Annotated in this window: 11 protein-coding genes; 4 read left to right on the top strand and 7 right to left on the bottom strand. The window is 76.1% G+C overall.

Going from position 1 to position 15,899, the window contains the following annotated elements; genetic code table 11:
• Nucleotides 1-12 precede the first annotated feature (12 nt).
• Genes Sya03_RS23155 through Sya03_RS23145 form a run of 3 tightly spaced genes read right to left on the bottom strand, consistent with a single transcriptional unit; the run spans nt 13 to nt 3,277 of the window.
• Nucleotides 13-660 (bottom strand): hypothetical protein, encoded by a 648-nt coding sequence (locus tag Sya03_RS23155; RefSeq protein WP_203940479.1) that lies wholly within the window; start codon nt 658-660, stop codon nt 13-15.
• A complete protein-coding gene (locus Sya03_RS23150; RefSeq protein ID WP_203940478.1) occupies nt 657-2,066 on the bottom strand; it encodes a selenium-binding family protein in 1,410 nt (469 codons plus the stop codon). Before Sya03_RS23150 ends, Sya03_RS23155 begins: the two co-directional genes overlap by 4 nt.
• 59 nt (nt 2,067-2,125) lie before the next feature.
• Nucleotides 2,126-3,277, bottom strand: a complete 1,152-nt coding sequence (locus Sya03_RS23145; protein WP_203940477.1) for an ROK family transcriptional regulator — start codon at nt 3,275-3,277, stop codon at nt 2,126-2,128.
• 53 nt (nt 3,278-3,330) lie between these two features.
• Between Sya03_RS23145 and Sya03_RS23140 the strand changes: the two genes are divergently transcribed.
• The 3 genes from Sya03_RS23140 (at nt 3,331) to Sya03_RS23130 (ending at nt 10,529) form a co-directional block, all read left to right on the top strand.
• A complete protein-coding gene (locus Sya03_RS23140) occupies nt 3,331-3,948 on the top strand; it encodes an HAD-IA family hydrolase (protein ID WP_203940476.1) in 618 nt (205 codons plus the stop codon).
• Nucleotides 3,949-3,950: 2 nt separating this feature from the next.
• Nucleotides 3,951-5,090, top strand: a complete 1,140-nt coding sequence (locus Sya03_RS23135; protein ID WP_203940475.1) for a hypothetical protein — start codon at nt 3,951-3,953, stop codon at nt 5,088-5,090.
• 171 nt (nt 5,091-5,261) lie between these two features.
• Nucleotides 5,262-10,529, top strand: coding sequence for a diguanylate cyclase (locus tag Sya03_RS23130; RefSeq protein ID WP_203940474.1), 5,268 nt, complete (start codon nt 5,262-5,264; stop codon nt 10,527-10,529).
• Between the two features lie 21 nt (nt 10,530-10,550).
• Here the strand turns inward: Sya03_RS23130 and Sya03_RS23125 are convergent, their stop codons facing one another.
• From Sya03_RS23125 to Sya03_RS23110, 4 genes are all read right to left on the bottom strand, one after another.
• The gene (locus Sya03_RS23125; RefSeq protein ID WP_203940473.1) at nt 10,551-12,659 is read right to left on the bottom strand and encodes a sensor histidine kinase; all 2,109 of its coding nucleotides are present in this window, start codon (nt 12,657-12,659) and stop codon (nt 10,551-10,553) included.
• A gap of 49 nt (nt 12,660-12,708) precedes the next feature.
• A complete protein-coding gene (trmB, locus tag Sya03_RS23120) occupies nt 12,709-13,413 on the bottom strand; it encodes a tRNA (guanosine(46)-N7)-methyltransferase TrmB (RefSeq protein WP_203940472.1) in 705 nt (234 codons plus the stop codon).
• A 45-nt stretch (nt 13,414-13,458) separates the two neighbouring features.
• A complete protein-coding gene (locus Sya03_RS23115) occupies nt 13,459-14,424 on the bottom strand; it encodes a TolB family protein (RefSeq protein WP_203940471.1) in 966 nt (321 codons plus the stop codon).
• Nucleotides 14,425-14,561: 137 nt separating this feature from the next.
• A complete protein-coding gene (locus Sya03_RS23110) occupies nt 14,562-15,167 on the bottom strand; it encodes a hypothetical protein (protein ID WP_203940574.1) in 606 nt (201 codons plus the stop codon).
• A 151-nt stretch (nt 15,168-15,318) separates the two neighbouring features.
• Here Sya03_RS23110 and Sya03_RS23105 point away from each other — a divergent pair, with 151 nt between their 5' ends.
• On the top strand, nt 15,319-15,897 hold the full coding sequence (locus Sya03_RS23105) for a dienelactone hydrolase family protein (RefSeq protein WP_203940470.1): 579 nt from the start codon (nt 15,319-15,321) through the stop codon (nt 15,895-15,897).
• Nucleotides 15,898-15,899: the final 2 nt, after the last annotated feature.

The raw sequence follows: 15,899 nt of genomic DNA, 5'->3' as shown, positions 1-15,899 counted from the left end.
GGGCGGCGGGCGTCAGGTGGCCGCGACGATGGTCACCACGCCCGCCGCCACCAGCACCGCCGCCCACAGCCGGTCCACGTTGAACCACGCCCGGCGCAGGATGCTGGTGCCGACGACCTCGTACACCAGCAGGGCGAGGCCGCCGGCCACCACGAACATCGCGACGGTGTGCACCCCGGCGGCCGCCAGCCCGGTCAGCGCCCCGCCGGCCCCGGCGGCGACCGCGTGCCCGGCGTGGCCGGCGCCGCCCGGCGCGGCCGCCGGCCCGGACGCCAGCACCGGCAGCAGCATCAGCCCGGCGCCGTGCGCCGACGACACCAGGAACGACCACCCCGCCAGCTGGGCGGCGGACAGCCGCATCCCGGCCCACCGGAAGTGCCGCTGCGACAGCAGCCGCCACAGCCCGAACCCCACCAGCAGCACCCCGCCGGCGACGCCGACCACCCCGCCGGCCACCGCCGACCGGGTCGCCGCGATCACCGCCGCGACGATCGCCACCGACGCCAGGTGCCCGCCGGCGATCGGCGGCAGCGCCCGCAGCAGGGCGCCGCGGTCGCGCTCCTGCATGCCGCGGGCCACCGCGAACAGCCAGCCCATGGCGGGGTTCAGCCCGTGGAACGCCCCCAGCGCCGCCAGCGCCGCAACCTGGCCACCACTCACGGGAAGCAGTACGAGTCGCTGGAGGCGTCGCCGCCCTGCAGCCGCGTCTGGTGCACCCGCAGCCCGCGGAACTCCTCGCCGTGCGGGAAGAACCGGGGGTCGAGCGTCAGCCCGCCGCCGTCGGTGTCCACGTCGATCTTCGCCTGCCACGCCCCGACGCCGTCCGGGAAGAACTGGTCGTCCCACGCCCCGTACAGCGAGTTGGTGACGTACACGCGCCGGCCGTCGCGGGAGATCTCCACCATCTGCGGGCCGCCCGCCAGGCGCTCGTCCGGGAAGGACGGGTGCGGTTCGCGGCGCACGATGCCGCCCAGCCGCACGGAGCCGACCTCGCGCGGCGCGAACGGGTCGGTCACGTCGAACTGCTTCAGCTCGCCGGTGCCCCAGCACGACACGTACAGGAAGCGGTCGTCGACCGACAGGTCGATGTCGGTGACCAGCGGCGGCACCGCGCCGAACGGCTGCAGCGCGGGCGGCAGGTCCGCCGGGTCGGCCGGCTCGGCCGGGATGTCGATCACCTTGGTGACGGCGAAGTCGCCGCCTTCGGCGCGGTGCCACACCCAGATCGACGCCGATAGGTCCTCGACGGAGGTGACGACGCCGACGAAGCCGTACTCCTTCGACGGGTCGTGCGCGGGGCGCAGCTCCAGCACCATCTGGTACTGGTCGCCCAGGTCGACGGTCTGCACGTTGCGCCGCTTCGCGAGGTCCCAGAAGTGCAGCCGGTGGCCGTACTTCCGGCCCAGCAGCAGCTCGGGCACGAGTCCGCCCTCGACCATCGCCGGGGTGCCCCACTCCGACGACACCAGCACGTCGCGGGTCAGGTGCCACCAGAAGTCGTAGGCGAGGTGCTGGTCGCCGCGGTCGGCCTCCCACGCCCCGCGCACCTCGAACGTGGTGTGGTCGAGCACGGCGATGCCGCCGGGGCCGTCGTCGGAGTCGCCCGCGCCCAGCGCCGAGACGTAGATGCCGTCCGGTCCGCAGTGGACGGTGTGCGGGCGCGAGTAGCCGGCGCCCGCGGCCAGCTCCTTGGCCTCGATGGTCTTGACCAGCTTCGGCGCGCGCGGGTCGCCCTTGACGTCGAGGACGTGGATGCGCGACGACCGCAGCCCCGGCACGATCAGGTAGCGGCGCTCGACGTGCGGGTGCGGGGCGGTCGGGCACAGCGCGCTGCTGCACGCGTTCCAGCCGAAGTGGTGCAGCTCGTCACCCACCGACGGCATGTCGGTCCACCCGACGACCCGGCCGTAGGTGGCGGAGCCGGGGTCGGTGTCCACCACGGCGATGGCGTCGGGCCGCTGCGCCGAGCGGTCGAAGGCGGCGACGTAGGCGAGCGTCTCGGCGGGCGCCGCCGCCGCGTCGCGGGGCGAGGCGTAGAAACTGGGATCGGGCGTCCAGCGCGTCATGCACCTCATCCTGCGCCGCCGTCCGGCGCCGGTGAAGGGCTGCGGCCGTCAACAGACTGTCAACGACCTGTCACATCGGCGGCCCACGCGGCCAGGCCGGCCTCGCTGGTGATGTGGTCGAGCCCGAGCAGGGCGGCGCCGTGCAGCGGGCCGTCGTCGCCGTGGGTCGCGTCGACCACCGGCGGCGGCTGCGTCCGGTGGAAGGCCATCAACCCGTCGGTGTACGCCGCGGCGAACGCGCCCGGGTCGGCGGCGCGCAGCGGCGCCCCGAGCCCGCCGAGCGTGACGGTGTCCGGGTCGTGCAGGTTAACCAGCCCGGCGATGCCCGAGCCGAGCGCGGCGGCCACCGTGGACAGCGCGGCCCGGGCCGCCGGGTCGGTGCGGTCCAGCACGGCACGGGCGTAGCTGCGCGGGTCGGCGGGCTCGTCCGCGCCGAGGTGCCGGGCGAGGGCGCGGCCGTCGACGTCGAGGTCCCAGCACCCGCGCGCCCCGCACGGGCAGCGCCGGGCCCGGTCGCCGAACGGCAGGTGGCCGTACTCGCCCGCGGCGCCGTGCGCGCCGGTGGCCGGGCGCCCGCCGACGGTGAGGGTGCCGCCGATCCCGGTCTCGACGATGAGGTGCAGCGCGGTACCGGCGGCCGTCGCGGCGCCGGTGCGGGCCTCGGCGACGCCGGCCAGGGTCGCGTCGTTGCCGAACAGCAGCGGCAGCCCGGTCAGCCCGGTGAGGTCGACCGGGCCCCAGCCCAGGGTCGCCGACTGCACCAGGTGCTCGTCGTGCACGGTGCCGGCCGCGGCGAGCGAGACGGCGCGCAGCCGGTCGCCGTGGGCGGCGCGCAGCTCGGCCAGGCCCGCCCGGATGGCGCCGAGCACCGCCCGCGGGTCGCGCCCGCGGTGCCGGCGGGTGACCTCGCCGGCGAGCCGGCCGTCCAGCCCGGCGACGGCGCACCGCCAGTCCTCGTGGCGCAGCTCGACCGCGGCCACCAGGGGCCCGCCGGGGTGCGGGCCGAGCACCGTGGTGGGCCGGCCGCGCCCGCGCGGCGGCGCCGGCGTCTCGGCGATCAGGCGCAGCGCCCGCAGCCGGGCCGTGATCTCGGTGGCCAGGCCGCTGCTGAGGTGCAGCTCCTGGGCCATCGTGGCGCGGGTGATGCCGGGGCGCCGGCGCACCTGCGCCAGCACCTGCGCCGCGGTCTGCCAGCGCGCGGTGCTTGCCATGGCCGGGGGTCACCGCCTTATCCTCGTAGTACGAGCATATTAGAGGAGGACGCGTGGAACTCTCCCACGTCGCGGGCGTGCTGCTCGACATGGACGGCACCCTGGTCGACTCCGACGCCGCCGTCGAGCGCGCCTGGCGCACCTGGTGCGCCGAGCACGGCGCCGACCCCGCCGCCGTCATCCCGCTCGCCCACGGCGCCCCGGCCGAGCGCACCGTCCGCCTGGTCTTCCCCGCCCTCACCGGACCCGAGGTCGCGGCGGCCGCGGCCCGCCAGCTGGAGCTGCAGTACGACGACCTGTCCGACGTCGTCGCCACGCCCGGCGCGGCCCGGCTGCTCGCCGTCCTCGCCCGCCGCGGCCTGCCGTGGGCGGTCGTGACCAGTGCCGACGTCCGGCTCGCCAAGGCCCGTCTCGGCGCCGCCGGCATCGACCCGCCGGTCCTGGTCACCGTCGACGACATCAGCGCCGGCAAGCCCGACCCCGAGGGCTACCTGCGCGGCGCCGCCCTCATCGGGGTGCCACCCGGGCGCTGCCTCGTCGTCGAGGACGCCGAGGTGGGCCTGGTCGCCGGGCGCGCGGCCGGCGCCACCACGGCCGCCCTGCGCGGCCTCGACGGCGACGTGCGCCTCCGCGACCTCGGCGAGCTGGCCCGGCTGCTCGAGGAGCGGTAGCGGTGCGCGGCGGGGCCGTGCTGCGCGCCGGGGTCGCCCAGGCGTCCCTCGGCTTCTCCCTCACCGGCCTGGGCGCGGTGCTCGTCCTGCTCGCCCGCGACCTCGGCGTCCCCGTCGGCCGGCTCGCCTCCCTGCCCGCCTGGTTCGGCGCCGGCCTGCTGCTGGTCGCGGTGCTCGGCCCGGTGCTGCTGCGCCCCGGGCCCGGGCCCGCCCTGCGCGCCGGCTGCGCCACCCTCGCGGCCGGCGCCGCGCTGCTCGCCGCCGCGCCGGGCCTCGGCCTCGCCTCGGCCGGCGCCGTCCTGCTCGGCCTGGGCGGCGCCGCGATCGTTCTCGTCACCCCCGCCCTGCTGACGGGCCCCCGGATGGCCGCCGACCTGACCCGCGCCAACGCGGCCGCCAGCGTCGCCGCGGTCCTCGCCCCCGCCCTGGTCGGGCTCGTCGACGCGACCGGCCTCGTCGGCGGCCGCTGGGCGATGGCCCTCGTGGTCCCGCCGCTGCTGCTGGTCGCGGCGAGCCCGGCGCCCGCCGTCGCCGCCCCGCCCGCCGCGGCCGGCGCCCCCGGCCGCCCCGCGGCGCGGCAGGCGGGCCTGCGGTGGAGCCGGATGGTGCTGTCCGTCGCGGTCGAGTTCTGCTTCACCGTGTGGGCCGTGGCGCGGCTGTACGACACCGGGCTGTCCGCGCCGGCGGCCGCCGCGCTCGGCGCCGCCTTCCCCATCGGCATGGCGCTCGGCCGGCTCGCCGGGCCGGTGCTCGTCCGGGTGCCCGGCCTGGTCCGCTGGTGCGCGGCCACCACCGCGACCGGCGCCCTCGGCGTCGTCGCCGTCGACCACCCCGCCGTCGTCACGGCCGCCCTCGCCCTGGCCGGGGCCGGCGTCGCGCCGCTCTACCCCGTCACGCTCGCCGACCTGGTCGCCACCCCGGGGCTGCGCGGGGCGCACGCCGCCTCGCTCGGGGCGCTCGCCTCCGGCGTGGCGATCGTCAGCGCTCCGGCCGGGTTGGCGCTGCTCGCGGACACCACGGGACTGCGGGCGGCGTTCCTCGTCACGCTGCCGCTGCTGCTCGTCCTCGTGCTGCTGCGGCCGTCGCGGCCCGCGCCGCCGGCCACCGGTCCGGTGCCGGCCGGCCGCACCGCCGGGAGGTGAGCCGGTGGTCGGCCTCCGAGCGCATCGCCGCTCGCGGTGCCACCACCGTGTGCCCGGGGCGATGCTCAGGTTGCGGCCGAGGTGCCCGATCATTGCTGTGTGAGGGACATGTCGGCATCGTCCGGGTCGACCGTGCCCGCGGACGGCTCGGTTCCCGGCGGAGGCGGCCCCGTGACGCGGGGCGTGACGACGATCGGGCCGGTCGGTGACGACGAGTTCGTGCCGGGGCTGACGGTTCACGAGGTGCTGGGTCACGGCGCGTACGCGGTCGTCCACCGTGCGCGCCGACGCGGCCGCGACTACGCCCTCAAGGTGCTACGCCCGTCGGCGTTCCCCGACGCGTCGACGCTGACGGCGTTCCGCCGCGAGGCCGCGCTGCTGTCCTGCGTCGACCACCCGGGGGTGGTGGCGGTGCACGAGGTGGGCGAGGCCCGCGGGTGGCCCTACCTGGTGATGGAGCTGGTCGAGGGCCGCACCCTGGCCCAGGCCGTGCCCGGCGCCGGGGACGACGGGCGTGTGCTCGCGATCGCCGTCGACGTCGCCGAGGCCCTCGGCGCCGCCCACCGGGCGGGCCTCACCCACCGTGACATCAAGCCGGACAACATCATGATCCTTCCGGACGGCCGGGCCAAGCTCATCGACTTCGGCCTGGCCACGAACGCGGCGCGGGCGCCGGGCGGAGGCGTCGCGGGCACGGTCGCGTACAGCGCGCCCGAGCAGACCGGCATGCTCGACCGCCCGGTCGACGCCCGCTCCGACCTGTACTCGCTGGGTGTCGTGTTGTTCCGGTGCGTCACCGGCCGGCTGCCGTTCGAGGCGTCGGACGCCGGTGAGCTGCTGCGCCGGCATGCCGTGCAGGCGCCGCCGGACGTGCGGGAGGTGCGCCCGGAGGTGTCCGCGCCGCTCGCCGCCGTCATCGCGAAGCTCCTCGCCAAGGACCCCGACGACCGGTACCAGAGCGGTGACGGGCTCGCCGCGGACCTGCGTGCCGCCGCCGGCGGGGTGCTCACCCCCGACAGACTCGGCGGTGCCGACGCGCCGGTGGGCGCGGCCGACGCGGCGCTCGTCGGCCGCAGCGCGGAACTCGCACACCTGACCGCCCGCTGGTCGAGGGCTTGCTCGGGTCACGGTGGCCTGGCGGTGGTCGCCGGCCCGCCCGGCGCGGGCAAGAGCCGGCTCGTGGGGGAGGTGCTGTCCGCGGCGTCGGCCGGCGGGTATCCGGCGCTTCGCGGCAAGTGCTCGCCCGGCGACCCGGCGCCGATGAGCCCGATCCGGTCCGCGGTCGACCGCTACCTCGCCGACGTCGCCCGCCTCCCGCCCGAGGACCGGGAGGACGCGTACCGCCGCACGCGCCGGGCCGCCGGTCGCGGCGCCGCCCTGCTGGGCGCCCTCAGTCCCGCCCTCGCGGTCGTGCTGCAGGCACCGGAGCTCGCCGACGAGCACCGCCAGGAGCAGTTCGCGGTCGCCGTGGCGGCGTTCCTCGCCGGGCTGGCGGGAGAGGCGGGCGGCGGCGTGCTCTGCATCGACGACGTCCAGTGGCTGGACGCGGGCACGCATCGGGTGCTGCACCACCTGACCAGGAGCCTGGGCGACAGCTCCCTGCTCGTCGTGGCCACCGCCCGCGACGACGCGGCCAGCCGGCCGGCGCTCGAGTCGTTCCGCCGGCACTTCACCGGCGACACCGGCGCAGTCCTCACGCTGGGCCCGCTGAGCGACACGGCGATGGGTGACCTGCTGGCCGCTCAGCTCAGCGGGGCCGAGGTCACCCCGGAGCTGGCCGCCCTGCTCACCGCGCGCAGCGGCGGCAACCCGTTCACCGCTCTGGAGTACGTCAGGGCGATCATCGATGGCGGGCTGATCCGGCCGAGCTGGGGCACCTGGCAGCTGGACGAGGCCGGGCTGGACGCCCTGGACCTGCCCGACAACCTCCTCGACCTCATCGGCGCCCGGGTCGCCGGGCTCGGCGCGCAGGCTCGCGACCTGCTGGTGGCGGCGGCGGCCGCGACGCAGATCCGCCCGGAGGTTCTGGCCCGCATCTGCGACGTCCCCGAGGAGCAGGTCGACGCCGTCCTGCGGCTCGCCGTCGACCGGCGGCTGATCGCTCGCGGGCGCGACGGGCGCCACACCTTCCTGCACGACCGGATCCGGGAGGCGCTCCTCGCCGACCTCGACCCGCCCGCGCTGCGTGCGCTGCACCAGCGGATCGCGGAGGCGCTGGACGGCCGCCATCCGGGCGACCCCGAGGACGTGTACGCGGTGGCGCGCCACTACGGGCTCGGGGACCTGACCGTGCAGCCCGCCCGCGCCTACCGGAGCGCGACGGACGCCGGCCGGGTCGCCCTGGCCAACCACGCGCCGGACCAGGCGCTGGCCTTCCTGCGGACGGCCGAGGCGGCGGCCGCGGCGGGCGGTGTCGAGCGCGGCACCGAGTTCTACGAGCCGAGCGGGATCGCCTGCCTGCGGATGGGCCGGTTCGCCGACGCCCGCGCCCACCTCCACGCCGCCCTGCGGACCGAGACGAATCCCACCCGCCGGGCGATGCTGCGCGCCCTTGTCTGCGAGTCGTACCAGAGCGACTGGGAGATGACGAAGGCGCTCGGCTCGGCCGACGAGGCGCTCGCCGAGATCGGCCGGCGGCTGCCGGCGAACCCGGTGCTGCTGGTTCTCTCCACGGTGTGGTTCTTCGCGGCGTCCGTCCTGGTGAAGTGGACCGGGATCGGCTACGGCACGGTGACCGGCGACCGGCGGGAACGAACGCGCGCCGAGGCGATCATCCTCGCCCACGCCACCCAGGCCGCAGTCTCCCAGCACCGGATGCTGCTGGTCGCCTGCCTGCAGTTCCGCCAGCAGTACCCGGCCAACCGCATCGGCCCCGGACCCGAGTACGTCAAGGCGCAGGTGACCCTGGCGGCCATCGCCAAGCTGATGGGCCTGCGCAGGTTCTCGGCGCGGCTGGTCCGGCACGTGTCCGCCGTCGCCGTCGAGCTGGCGGACCCGCGGCTCGTGGCGCACGTCGACTGGGTCCTGGCGACGATCGAGGTGACGCTGCCGAAGTCGGGGCCGGCCGTCGCGGCCGGACTGCGGCGCGTCCTGATCGAGCACGGGCAGTGGCTGGAGGCGCACGAGACCTTCAATGCCGCCAGCATCATCTGCAACCAGCTCACGATCGAGGGGCACACCGCCGAGTCCCAGGCCTGGTACGACCGCGTGAAGGCCAGCGTCAACCAGGTGGAGCCCGGCCCCACGCACCAGCTGACGCTGACGCCCGTGCCGAACCTCGCCGTCACCGGCCGCGGCGACGAGGCCGACCGGCAGCTGCAGTCAGCCCGGGACGCCCTCGCGAGGACCCCGGACAACCGCGAGCACCTGGTCGGCTACGTCATGCAGGCACTGATGTCGGCCGTCGACCAGGGGCAGCTGGACGACCGTTTCGAGGACCTCGTGCGAACCGTCGAGGCCCTCCGGCTCAGCCCGCGGAACACCTGGCCGCCCCAGCACCAGATCTGGGCGTCGATCGCCTACGGGCGGCTGATGCAGGCGCGGCTCGCGGACGGGTCCACGCGCCCGGGCCGCCTCGCCGACGCGCGGGCCGCGGTGCGGTCTCTGCGCCGCGTGGCGAAGACGCCGCTGCTGCAGGCCCACCGGCCGATCGCCGAGGCCGACCTCGCACTGCTGCACGGGAAACCCGACCGGGCGTTCGTGCTGCTGGAGCGCGCCGAGCGGCGGGCCCGGCAGATCGACGCGCCGATCCTCCACTTCGAGATCAGCCGGGTCCAGGCCCGGGCGCTGCTCGCGATCGGCAACCCGGCCCGGGCGCGGCAGTACGGGCTGCTCGCGCTGCAGCTCGCGAACGACGGCGGCTGGGTCACCCGCGCCCGGGCGGTGGGCGCCGAATTCGGGATCGGCGCCGGCGGCGCGCCCTCCGGCGCGTCCGCCACCGACACCGTCTCGGCGCAGGTGTACCGCCGCCGCCTCGACGCCCTGCAGCAGGTCAGCCTCGCCGCGGCCACCGTGCTCGAACCGCGCGAGCTGGCGCGGATCGCGCTGCAGGAGACGATCGGGATCGTCGGCGCCGAACGGGCCTTCCTGTTCCTGATCGACCCCGGCACCGGGCGGCTGGTGCCCTACCTCGGCCGCGACGCGGCCGGCGCAGACCTGGCCGAGCTCACCGGATACGGCTCGAGCCTGGTCAGCCGGGTCCAGCACACGGGGGAGCCACTGGTCGTCACCGGCACGGAGGACGGCGAGGTGCTCGGCTCGCAGAGCGCGCTCGTGCACGGCCTCCGCAGCATCCTGGTGGCGCCCCTGCGCCTCAAGGGCCGGCAGCTCGGCGTCGTCTATCTGGACAGCCGGGTGGCGAAGGGCATCTTCACCCGGGACGACGCCGACATCCTGATGGCGATCACCAACCACATCGCCGTCTCCCTGGAGACGGCCCGGGCCGCCCAGCTCGAGGCGACGGTGCGGGCGGCGGGTCAGCAGCGCGACCTCGCGGAGCTGATGCGGACCAGCATGACGCAGGTCAGCGCGACGCTCGACCCGGACGAGGTGCTGCGCCGGCTCCTGAACGCGGTGGCCGGCGCTGTGCCGGGGGACATCGCGTGCCTGGTACGCCGGGGGCGCGGCGCCCACCTGGCGGTCGACACGTCGGGAACGTGGCGCCGGCTCGGCCCCGACGAGGCGGACGCCGTGTCGGCGCTGGCCGGCGGGCCGGCCGCCGTGCTCGGCGAGGGCGGAAACGGGCACCCGGCCCCACCGCCCACGTTGCTGCCGTCGGCTCGTTCCTGGATCGCCGTGCCGCTGGCCTCGCGCCGGGCGCCCATCGGCGTCCTTCTGCTCGCCTCGACGGCCCACGGCACGTACACGGACGGCCACGTGCAGATCGCGGCCGCCCTGGCCGAGCAGGGCATGACGGCGTACGACAACGCGGAGTTGTTCGAGCAGGTCACCGAGCTCGCGACGGTGGACGCGATGACCAGCGTGCCCAACCGCCGGCACTTCCTCGCCCTCGCCGAACGGGCCGTGTCGGACACCGCGCGGCGCGGCCGCCCGCTCACCGCCGTCATGCTGGACATCGACCACTTCAAGCGGGTCAACGACACCCACGGCCACCTGGTCGGCGACAGGGTGATCGAGGAGGTCGGCGCCCGACTGCGCAGCGTCACCCGCGACGGCGACCTGATCGGCCGCTACGGCGGCGAGGAGTTCGCCCTGCTGGTGACGGCCGACCGGGAACAGGCCGAGGAGGTCGCCGAGCGGCTGCTCGACATCGTGCGGCGCACACCGGTCGAGACCACCGCCGGACCTCTGCGCGTGACGGTCAGCGTCGGCATCGCCCACCGCACCGACCCCGACGCCGGCCTGGCCGCGCTGCTCGGCCGCGCCGACGAGGCGTTGTATCGGGCCAAGCAGGGCGGACGGAACCGGTTCGCGACGTGAGGCGCTGCGGCGGGCCGGTCGTCAGAGGGGCAGCTTGAGGCGCACCGTGGTGCCCGGGCCGTCGTGCGACTCCAGGGTGATCGAACCCTGGTGCCGCTGGGCGACGGCCCGGCTCAGCGCCAGCCCCAGCCCGCTGCCCGGGATGGCCTTCTCCCGCACCTGGGTGGCCCGGTAGAGCCGGCCGAACAGCTTCTCCCGCTCGGCCGGGTCCACGCCGATGCCGGTGTCCGACACGGTCAGCACGGCGGCGCCCGCGGTGCGCTGCAGGCGCACGGTGATCAGGCCGCCGTCCGGGCTGTACTTGACGGCGTTGCCGAGCAGGTTGTCGACGACCTGGCGCAGGCGGCGCGCGTCGCCCGGCACGACGAGGGAGTCCGGCACCTCGCAGCAGACGCCCAGGTCGGTGCCGGCGACGGCGTCCGCGGTGGCGGCGGCCGCGTCCCGGACCACCTCGGCGAAGTCGAACGGGGCGTTGTGCAGCGGGGCGTGCCCGGTGTCCAGGGCCGACAGCTCCAGCAGGTCGTCGATGACCCGGCGCAGCTGGGCGGTGTTGCGGTCGATGACCTCGATGATGGCCGGTCCCTGCTCGGCCAGGGTGGGCCCGTCCGCCTCGCGCAGCAGCCCGGTGTACGCGCTGATCGAGGTGAGCGGCGTGCGCAGCTCGTGGCCGGCCAGCGCCAGGTACTCGTCCTTGCTGCGGGCGAGCTGGCGCTGCAGGTCCTGCACGGTGCGGTGCTCCAGGAACTGGCCGATGTGGGCGCCGATGCCGCTCATCAGCACCAGCAGCTCCTCCTCCTGGTCCTGCACGACGTCGGCGAACACGGTGAGCACCCCGACGATGCCGGTGCCGTCGCGCACGGGCACGGCCAGGGCGGTGTGCAGTTGCGACGCGGCGGCCGTGGCCGGGTCGATGAGGCTCTGCGGGTTGGAGATGTCGCGCAGCCACAGCGGCTTGCCGGCCTGCCAGGCGCGGCCGGCGAGCCCGTCGCCGTACCGCAGGTGCGCCGGCGCCGCCATGTGCCGGGCCGGGCCGGGGGCGCTCCAGCTCGCCGCGGGGTGCAGCCGGGCGGCGAGGTCGCCGGCGTCCGGGTCGGCGTCGGCGTCGCGGTCGACCAGCCACAGCTCGGCGTGCGCCCAGCCCAGCGCGGTGGCGATGGCCTCCAGGACCTTGGGCCAGGCCTGGTCGACGGTGCGGGCCTCGCCGAGCGCGCGCACGACGGCCAGCTCGCACAGCCGGAACCGCTCGGACTGCCGGCGCCGGGTGACGTCCTGCAGGGCGATGACCGCGCCGAGCCGTTCGCCGTCCGGCCCGGTGATGGGCTGGCCGTCGACCCGGTACCGCCGGCGGCGGCGGTCCTTCGTCTCGATCACCATCTCGTCGCCGGTGATGCGCTCGCCGGTCAGCGCCCGCCGCAGCGGCCGGTCGCCGGGCGTCATCGGGGTGCCGTCGGGGTGGCGCAGGTCGATGACCCCGGCCAGGTCGTCGATGTGGGCCGGCAGGTCCGCGCCGCCGCGGATGTCGCGGATCCGGCTGTTGGAGAACACGATCGCGCCGTCGGCGTCGCACGCGGTGACGGCGTCGTGCAGGTTGTCCAGGACCGCGTCCAGGAAGCGCTTCTGCCGGTCCACCTCGACGCGGGCGGTGCGCTCGGCGACGAGCAGGGTGCACACCCGGGCGCCCTGGTCGACGGCCGCCAGCTCGGCGTCGGTCCACTGCCGCGGCTCGGTGTCCAGCACCACGCACACCCCGACGACCGTGCCGGCGGCGTCGCGCACCGGGTAGGCGGCGTAGGCGCGCGAGGGGGCCCGGCGGATCATCGCGTCCGCGGGCACCCGCGGGTCGGTGCGCACGTCGCCGAAGACCAGCGGCTGCCCGGTGCGGATCACCTCGGCGGTGAGCGCGTCGGTCATCGGGATCCGGGAGACCGCCTCGACGTCCACGCCGTGGCCGCCCACCGGGTAGAGGTCGGCGCCGTCGACCAGGCCGATCATGCCGATCGGGGCGTGCACTGCGGTGGCCGTCAGGGCGGCGATCCGGTCCGCCGCCGACCGGGCGAGCACGCCGGTGGGCGGCTGTGCGTCCGCGTGCGTAGCCTCCTGCCCCGGCGGGCCGGGCCGTTCGTCCCCCATGTCGCCTCCACGCTCAGCGTAAGCGCCGCAATGCCGCCAGACCGGCGAATCAGTCCGCTGCGTCGGTTGTCCCGGTGCGGTGGTACACGAGATCGGTGATCGGCCGGCCCGCCGCGACGCCCCGGCGCTCGAACTTGGTGACCGGCCGGGCCGCCGGCCGGGGCACCACGCCGCCGCGCAGCAGCGGCTGCGCGTCCAGCGCCGCGCGCATCGCCTCGGCGTAGTGCGGCCAGTCGGTGGCGCAGTGCAGCGTCCCGCCGGGGCGCAGCCGCCCGGCGATGGCCGCCAGGTGCGCCTCCTGCACCAGCCGCCGCTTGTGGTGGCGGGCCTTCGGCCACGGGTCCGGGAAGAACACGTGCACCGCGTCCAGGCTGTCCGGCGCGAGCCGGCCGAGCAGCACCAGCGCGTCGCCCCGGGCCACCCGCACGTTGCCCAGGCCCCGCTCGGCCACCAGGGCCAGCAGGTTCGCCACGCCGGGGGTGTGCACCTCGATCGCGAGGTAGTCGCGCCCCGGGTCGGCCGCCGCCATCTGCGCCGTCGCGTCGCCCATGCCGAATCCGATCTCCAGGACCACCGGGGCCGTCCGCCCGAACAGCTCGGCGGGCCGGATCGCGGTGTCGTCGTCGTCCGCCACGGTCAGCCCGTACCGGGGCCAGGCGGTGTCGAGGGCGTCGGCGTGCCGGGCCCCCATGCGCCCCCGCCGCGGGTGGAAGGTCCGGATGTGCGGGGGAGCGGGATCAGGCGTGACACTCATGAGGCCGCCCACGATATCCGTGGACGGCCTCGGTGACCTCACCGGTCAGGGGCGGACGGTCGGCTGCGAACCCGCCTTGAACGCCGTGCGCTTGCCGGTGGTCAGGTCGAGCACGAACAGCTGGGAGCCGCCCTGGTGGGTGCCGGTCACGATCGCCGTCGCCGCGTTCACGTAGGCCAGCTCGCGGTCCTGCGCCGCGCCCAGGTCGCGCTTGGCGCCGGTGGCCGGGTCGAACTCCACGACGTGCACCGGCTTGTCGTCGGCCGCCGTCTCGCCCTCCTGGTACGCGGTGTACGCCAGCTTGCGGCCGTCGGCGCGCCAGGTCGGCACGACCGCGAATCCGGAGGTCTGCAGGCTGCCGCCGCCGAACGCCGCGACGGTGCGCTCCCGGCCGGTGGCCACGGCGCCGACGCTCAGGCAGGCGTCGTACGTCGACTCGCACAGCCCGCCGCGGAACGCGACCTGGGTGCCGTCGGGCGACCAGGCGACCGCGTCGTCGTAGCGCAGCCGGTCGGTGAGCGTGCCGGCGTCGGCGGGCTGGATCTCCGGCTCGGCCGGCAGCGCCTCGGTGCGGCACTCGGCCGGGAACAGCGCCTGCGGGGCGCCGCCGTGCTTCACGTCGACGCGGAACACGCCGGGGCCGCCGGTGCAGCTCTGCGACGCGAAGGCCAGCCAGACGCCGTCGGGCGACCAGGACGCCCCCGCGGCGGCCCGGGTGGTCAGGCGGCGCTTGCCGCTGCCGTCGGCCTTCATCACCCAGAGCCGGCCGTCGCGCAGGGCCGCCAGCTTGGTGCCGTCGGGCGAGAACCGCGGCCGGGCGTAGTTGCCGTCGGCGATCTTCTTCTCGGTGGCGCCGGTGGCGCTGAAGAGGTCGCCGCTGCGCACGTAGACGACCGTGGCGTTGCCGGCCGGCGTGGCCGCGACCGCGCTGCCCGCGGGCAGCAGCGCCGCCGTCGCGCCGCCGATGATGCTCAGTGCCGCCGTGCCGATGATCTGTGCGATGGCCTTCATGACGCCCCCCGACGCGTTGTTTCTGCCTTACGCCGGGAAGAATCGTCGCAACCGGGCTGCACCTAAGAGCTTCCTGTCGGGAAACTTTGCGCGAGTTCACGCGAAGGGGCTCGCCCGAGCGGGCGAGCCCCTCGTCGTCAGGCGGCCGCGGTCGCCCACATGGTGGAGAAGGCCGCCGCCTCACCGGCCAGCCAGCGCTCGACGTCGGCCGGCCGGGTGGCCGGGTCGAGCCGGTGGGTGACCCCGCGGCGCAGGTCGACCAGCACGGGCTCGGCGCCCGGCAGGATCGCGTCCATGTGCCGGCGCATGAGGTGCAGGGTGGCCGTGACGACCTCGCCCGCCGGGGGCAGCTCGTCGAAGTGCAGCCGGACCGCCTCGCGCCGGCCGTCGGCGTAGCGCAGCCCGAAGTGCGGGTTGATCTTGACGGCCAGGCCGCCGACGACGCCCAGCGCGTCGCGGGTCTGGGCCAGCTCGACCTCCCGCGGCTCGCCCAGCGAGTGCAGGTAGTCGGCCGCGCCGGCGGTGACCGCCTCGTAGAGCGGGCGCCACCGCGGCTTGACCTGGCCGACCACGGCCGTCAGGTGCGAACCGCCGGTGCGGAACGCGATGTCGGCCTTCAGCGCCTTGACCAGCTGGCCGTGCGGGTTGAAGCCGGAGCGGCGCTCGCGGGCCTTGCGCAGCCCGCCGACGAACGTGGCCTTGGCCGGGCCGGTGCGGGCCACATACCGCGTGAAGCCGAGCATCGTGGCGTACGGGACGGGGGACGAATCGGGCGTCGTCACGGGATCTCCTCGCAGGTCAGGAGCCGTTTTCGTACACACATACTAATCGACGGGTACGACATTTCCCAGGTGTCGCCGGGACAGCCGGCGGCCGGCGCGGGATCATGGCCGGATGGCTGAGATCCTGCTGTTCCACCACGCCCACGGCCTCACCACCGGCATGCGCGACCTCGCCGGCACGTTCGAGCGGGCCGGGCACACCGTGCACCTGCCCGACCTGTACGAGGGCCGGGTCTTCGACTCCACGGACGCCGGGGTGGCCCACGCCCGGGACACCGGCTTCGACGTGGTGCTGGAGCGCGGGGTGCGCGCCGCCGACGGCCTGCCGGACGGCCTCGTCTACGCCGGCTTCTCGCTCGGCGTCATGGCCGCCCAGCGGCTGGCCCAGACCCGGCCGGGCGCCCGGGGCGCCCTGCTGGTGGCCGCCTGCGTGCCGCCGGCCGAGTTCGGCGGCGACTGGCCGGCCGGGGTGCCGGTGCAGATCCACGGCAAGGAGTCCGACCCGATCTTCGCCGGGGACGGCGACCTGGCCGCCGCCCAGGCGCTGGTCGCGTCCGCGCCGGACGCCGAGCTGTTCCTCTACCCCGGCGAGGAGCACATCTTCACCGAGCCGGGCCTGAGCGAGTACGACGCGGCCGCCACCGCCGCGTTCACCGAGCGCGCGCTGGCCTTCCTCGACCGGGTCGGGTGAGG

It is taken from the genome of Spirilliplanes yamanashiensis, assembly GCF_016863475.1.
Taxonomy (GTDB): Bacteria; Actinomycetota; Actinomycetes; order Mycobacteriales; family Micromonosporaceae; genus Spirilliplanes; species Spirilliplanes yamanashiensis.
Note: the sequence above shows the minus strand (reverse complement) of the source record. Positions and strands in the feature narration are given on the sequence as shown.

Excerpts from the sequence above, each read along its gene's own strand:
- trmB (WP_203940472.1), bottom strand. The coding sequence starts at position 13,413 with ATGAGTGTCACGCCTGATCCCGCTCCCCCGCACATCCGGACCTTCCAC.
- Sya03_RS23105 (WP_203940470.1), top strand. The coding sequence starts at position 15,319 with ATGGCTGAGATCCTGCTGTTCCACCACGCCCACGGCCTCACCACCGGC.
- Sya03_RS23145 (WP_203940477.1), bottom strand. The coding sequence starts at position 3,277 with ATGGCAAGCACCGCGCGCTGGCAGACCGCGGCGCAGGTGCTGGCGCAG.
- Sya03_RS23110 (WP_203940574.1), bottom strand. The coding sequence starts at position 15,167 with ATGCTCGGCTTCACGCGGTATGTGGCCCGCACCGGCCCGGCCAAGGCC.
- Sya03_RS23125 (WP_203940473.1), bottom strand. The coding sequence starts at position 12,659 with ATGGGGGACGAACGGCCCGGCCCGCCGGGGCAGGAGGCTACGCACGCG.
- Sya03_RS23150 (WP_203940478.1), bottom strand. The coding sequence starts at position 2,066 with ATGACGCGCTGGACGCCCGATCCCAGTTTCTACGCCTCGCCCCGCGAC.
- Sya03_RS23115 (WP_203940471.1), bottom strand. The coding sequence starts at position 14,424 with ATGAAGGCCATCGCACAGATCATCGGCACGGCGGCACTGAGCATCATC.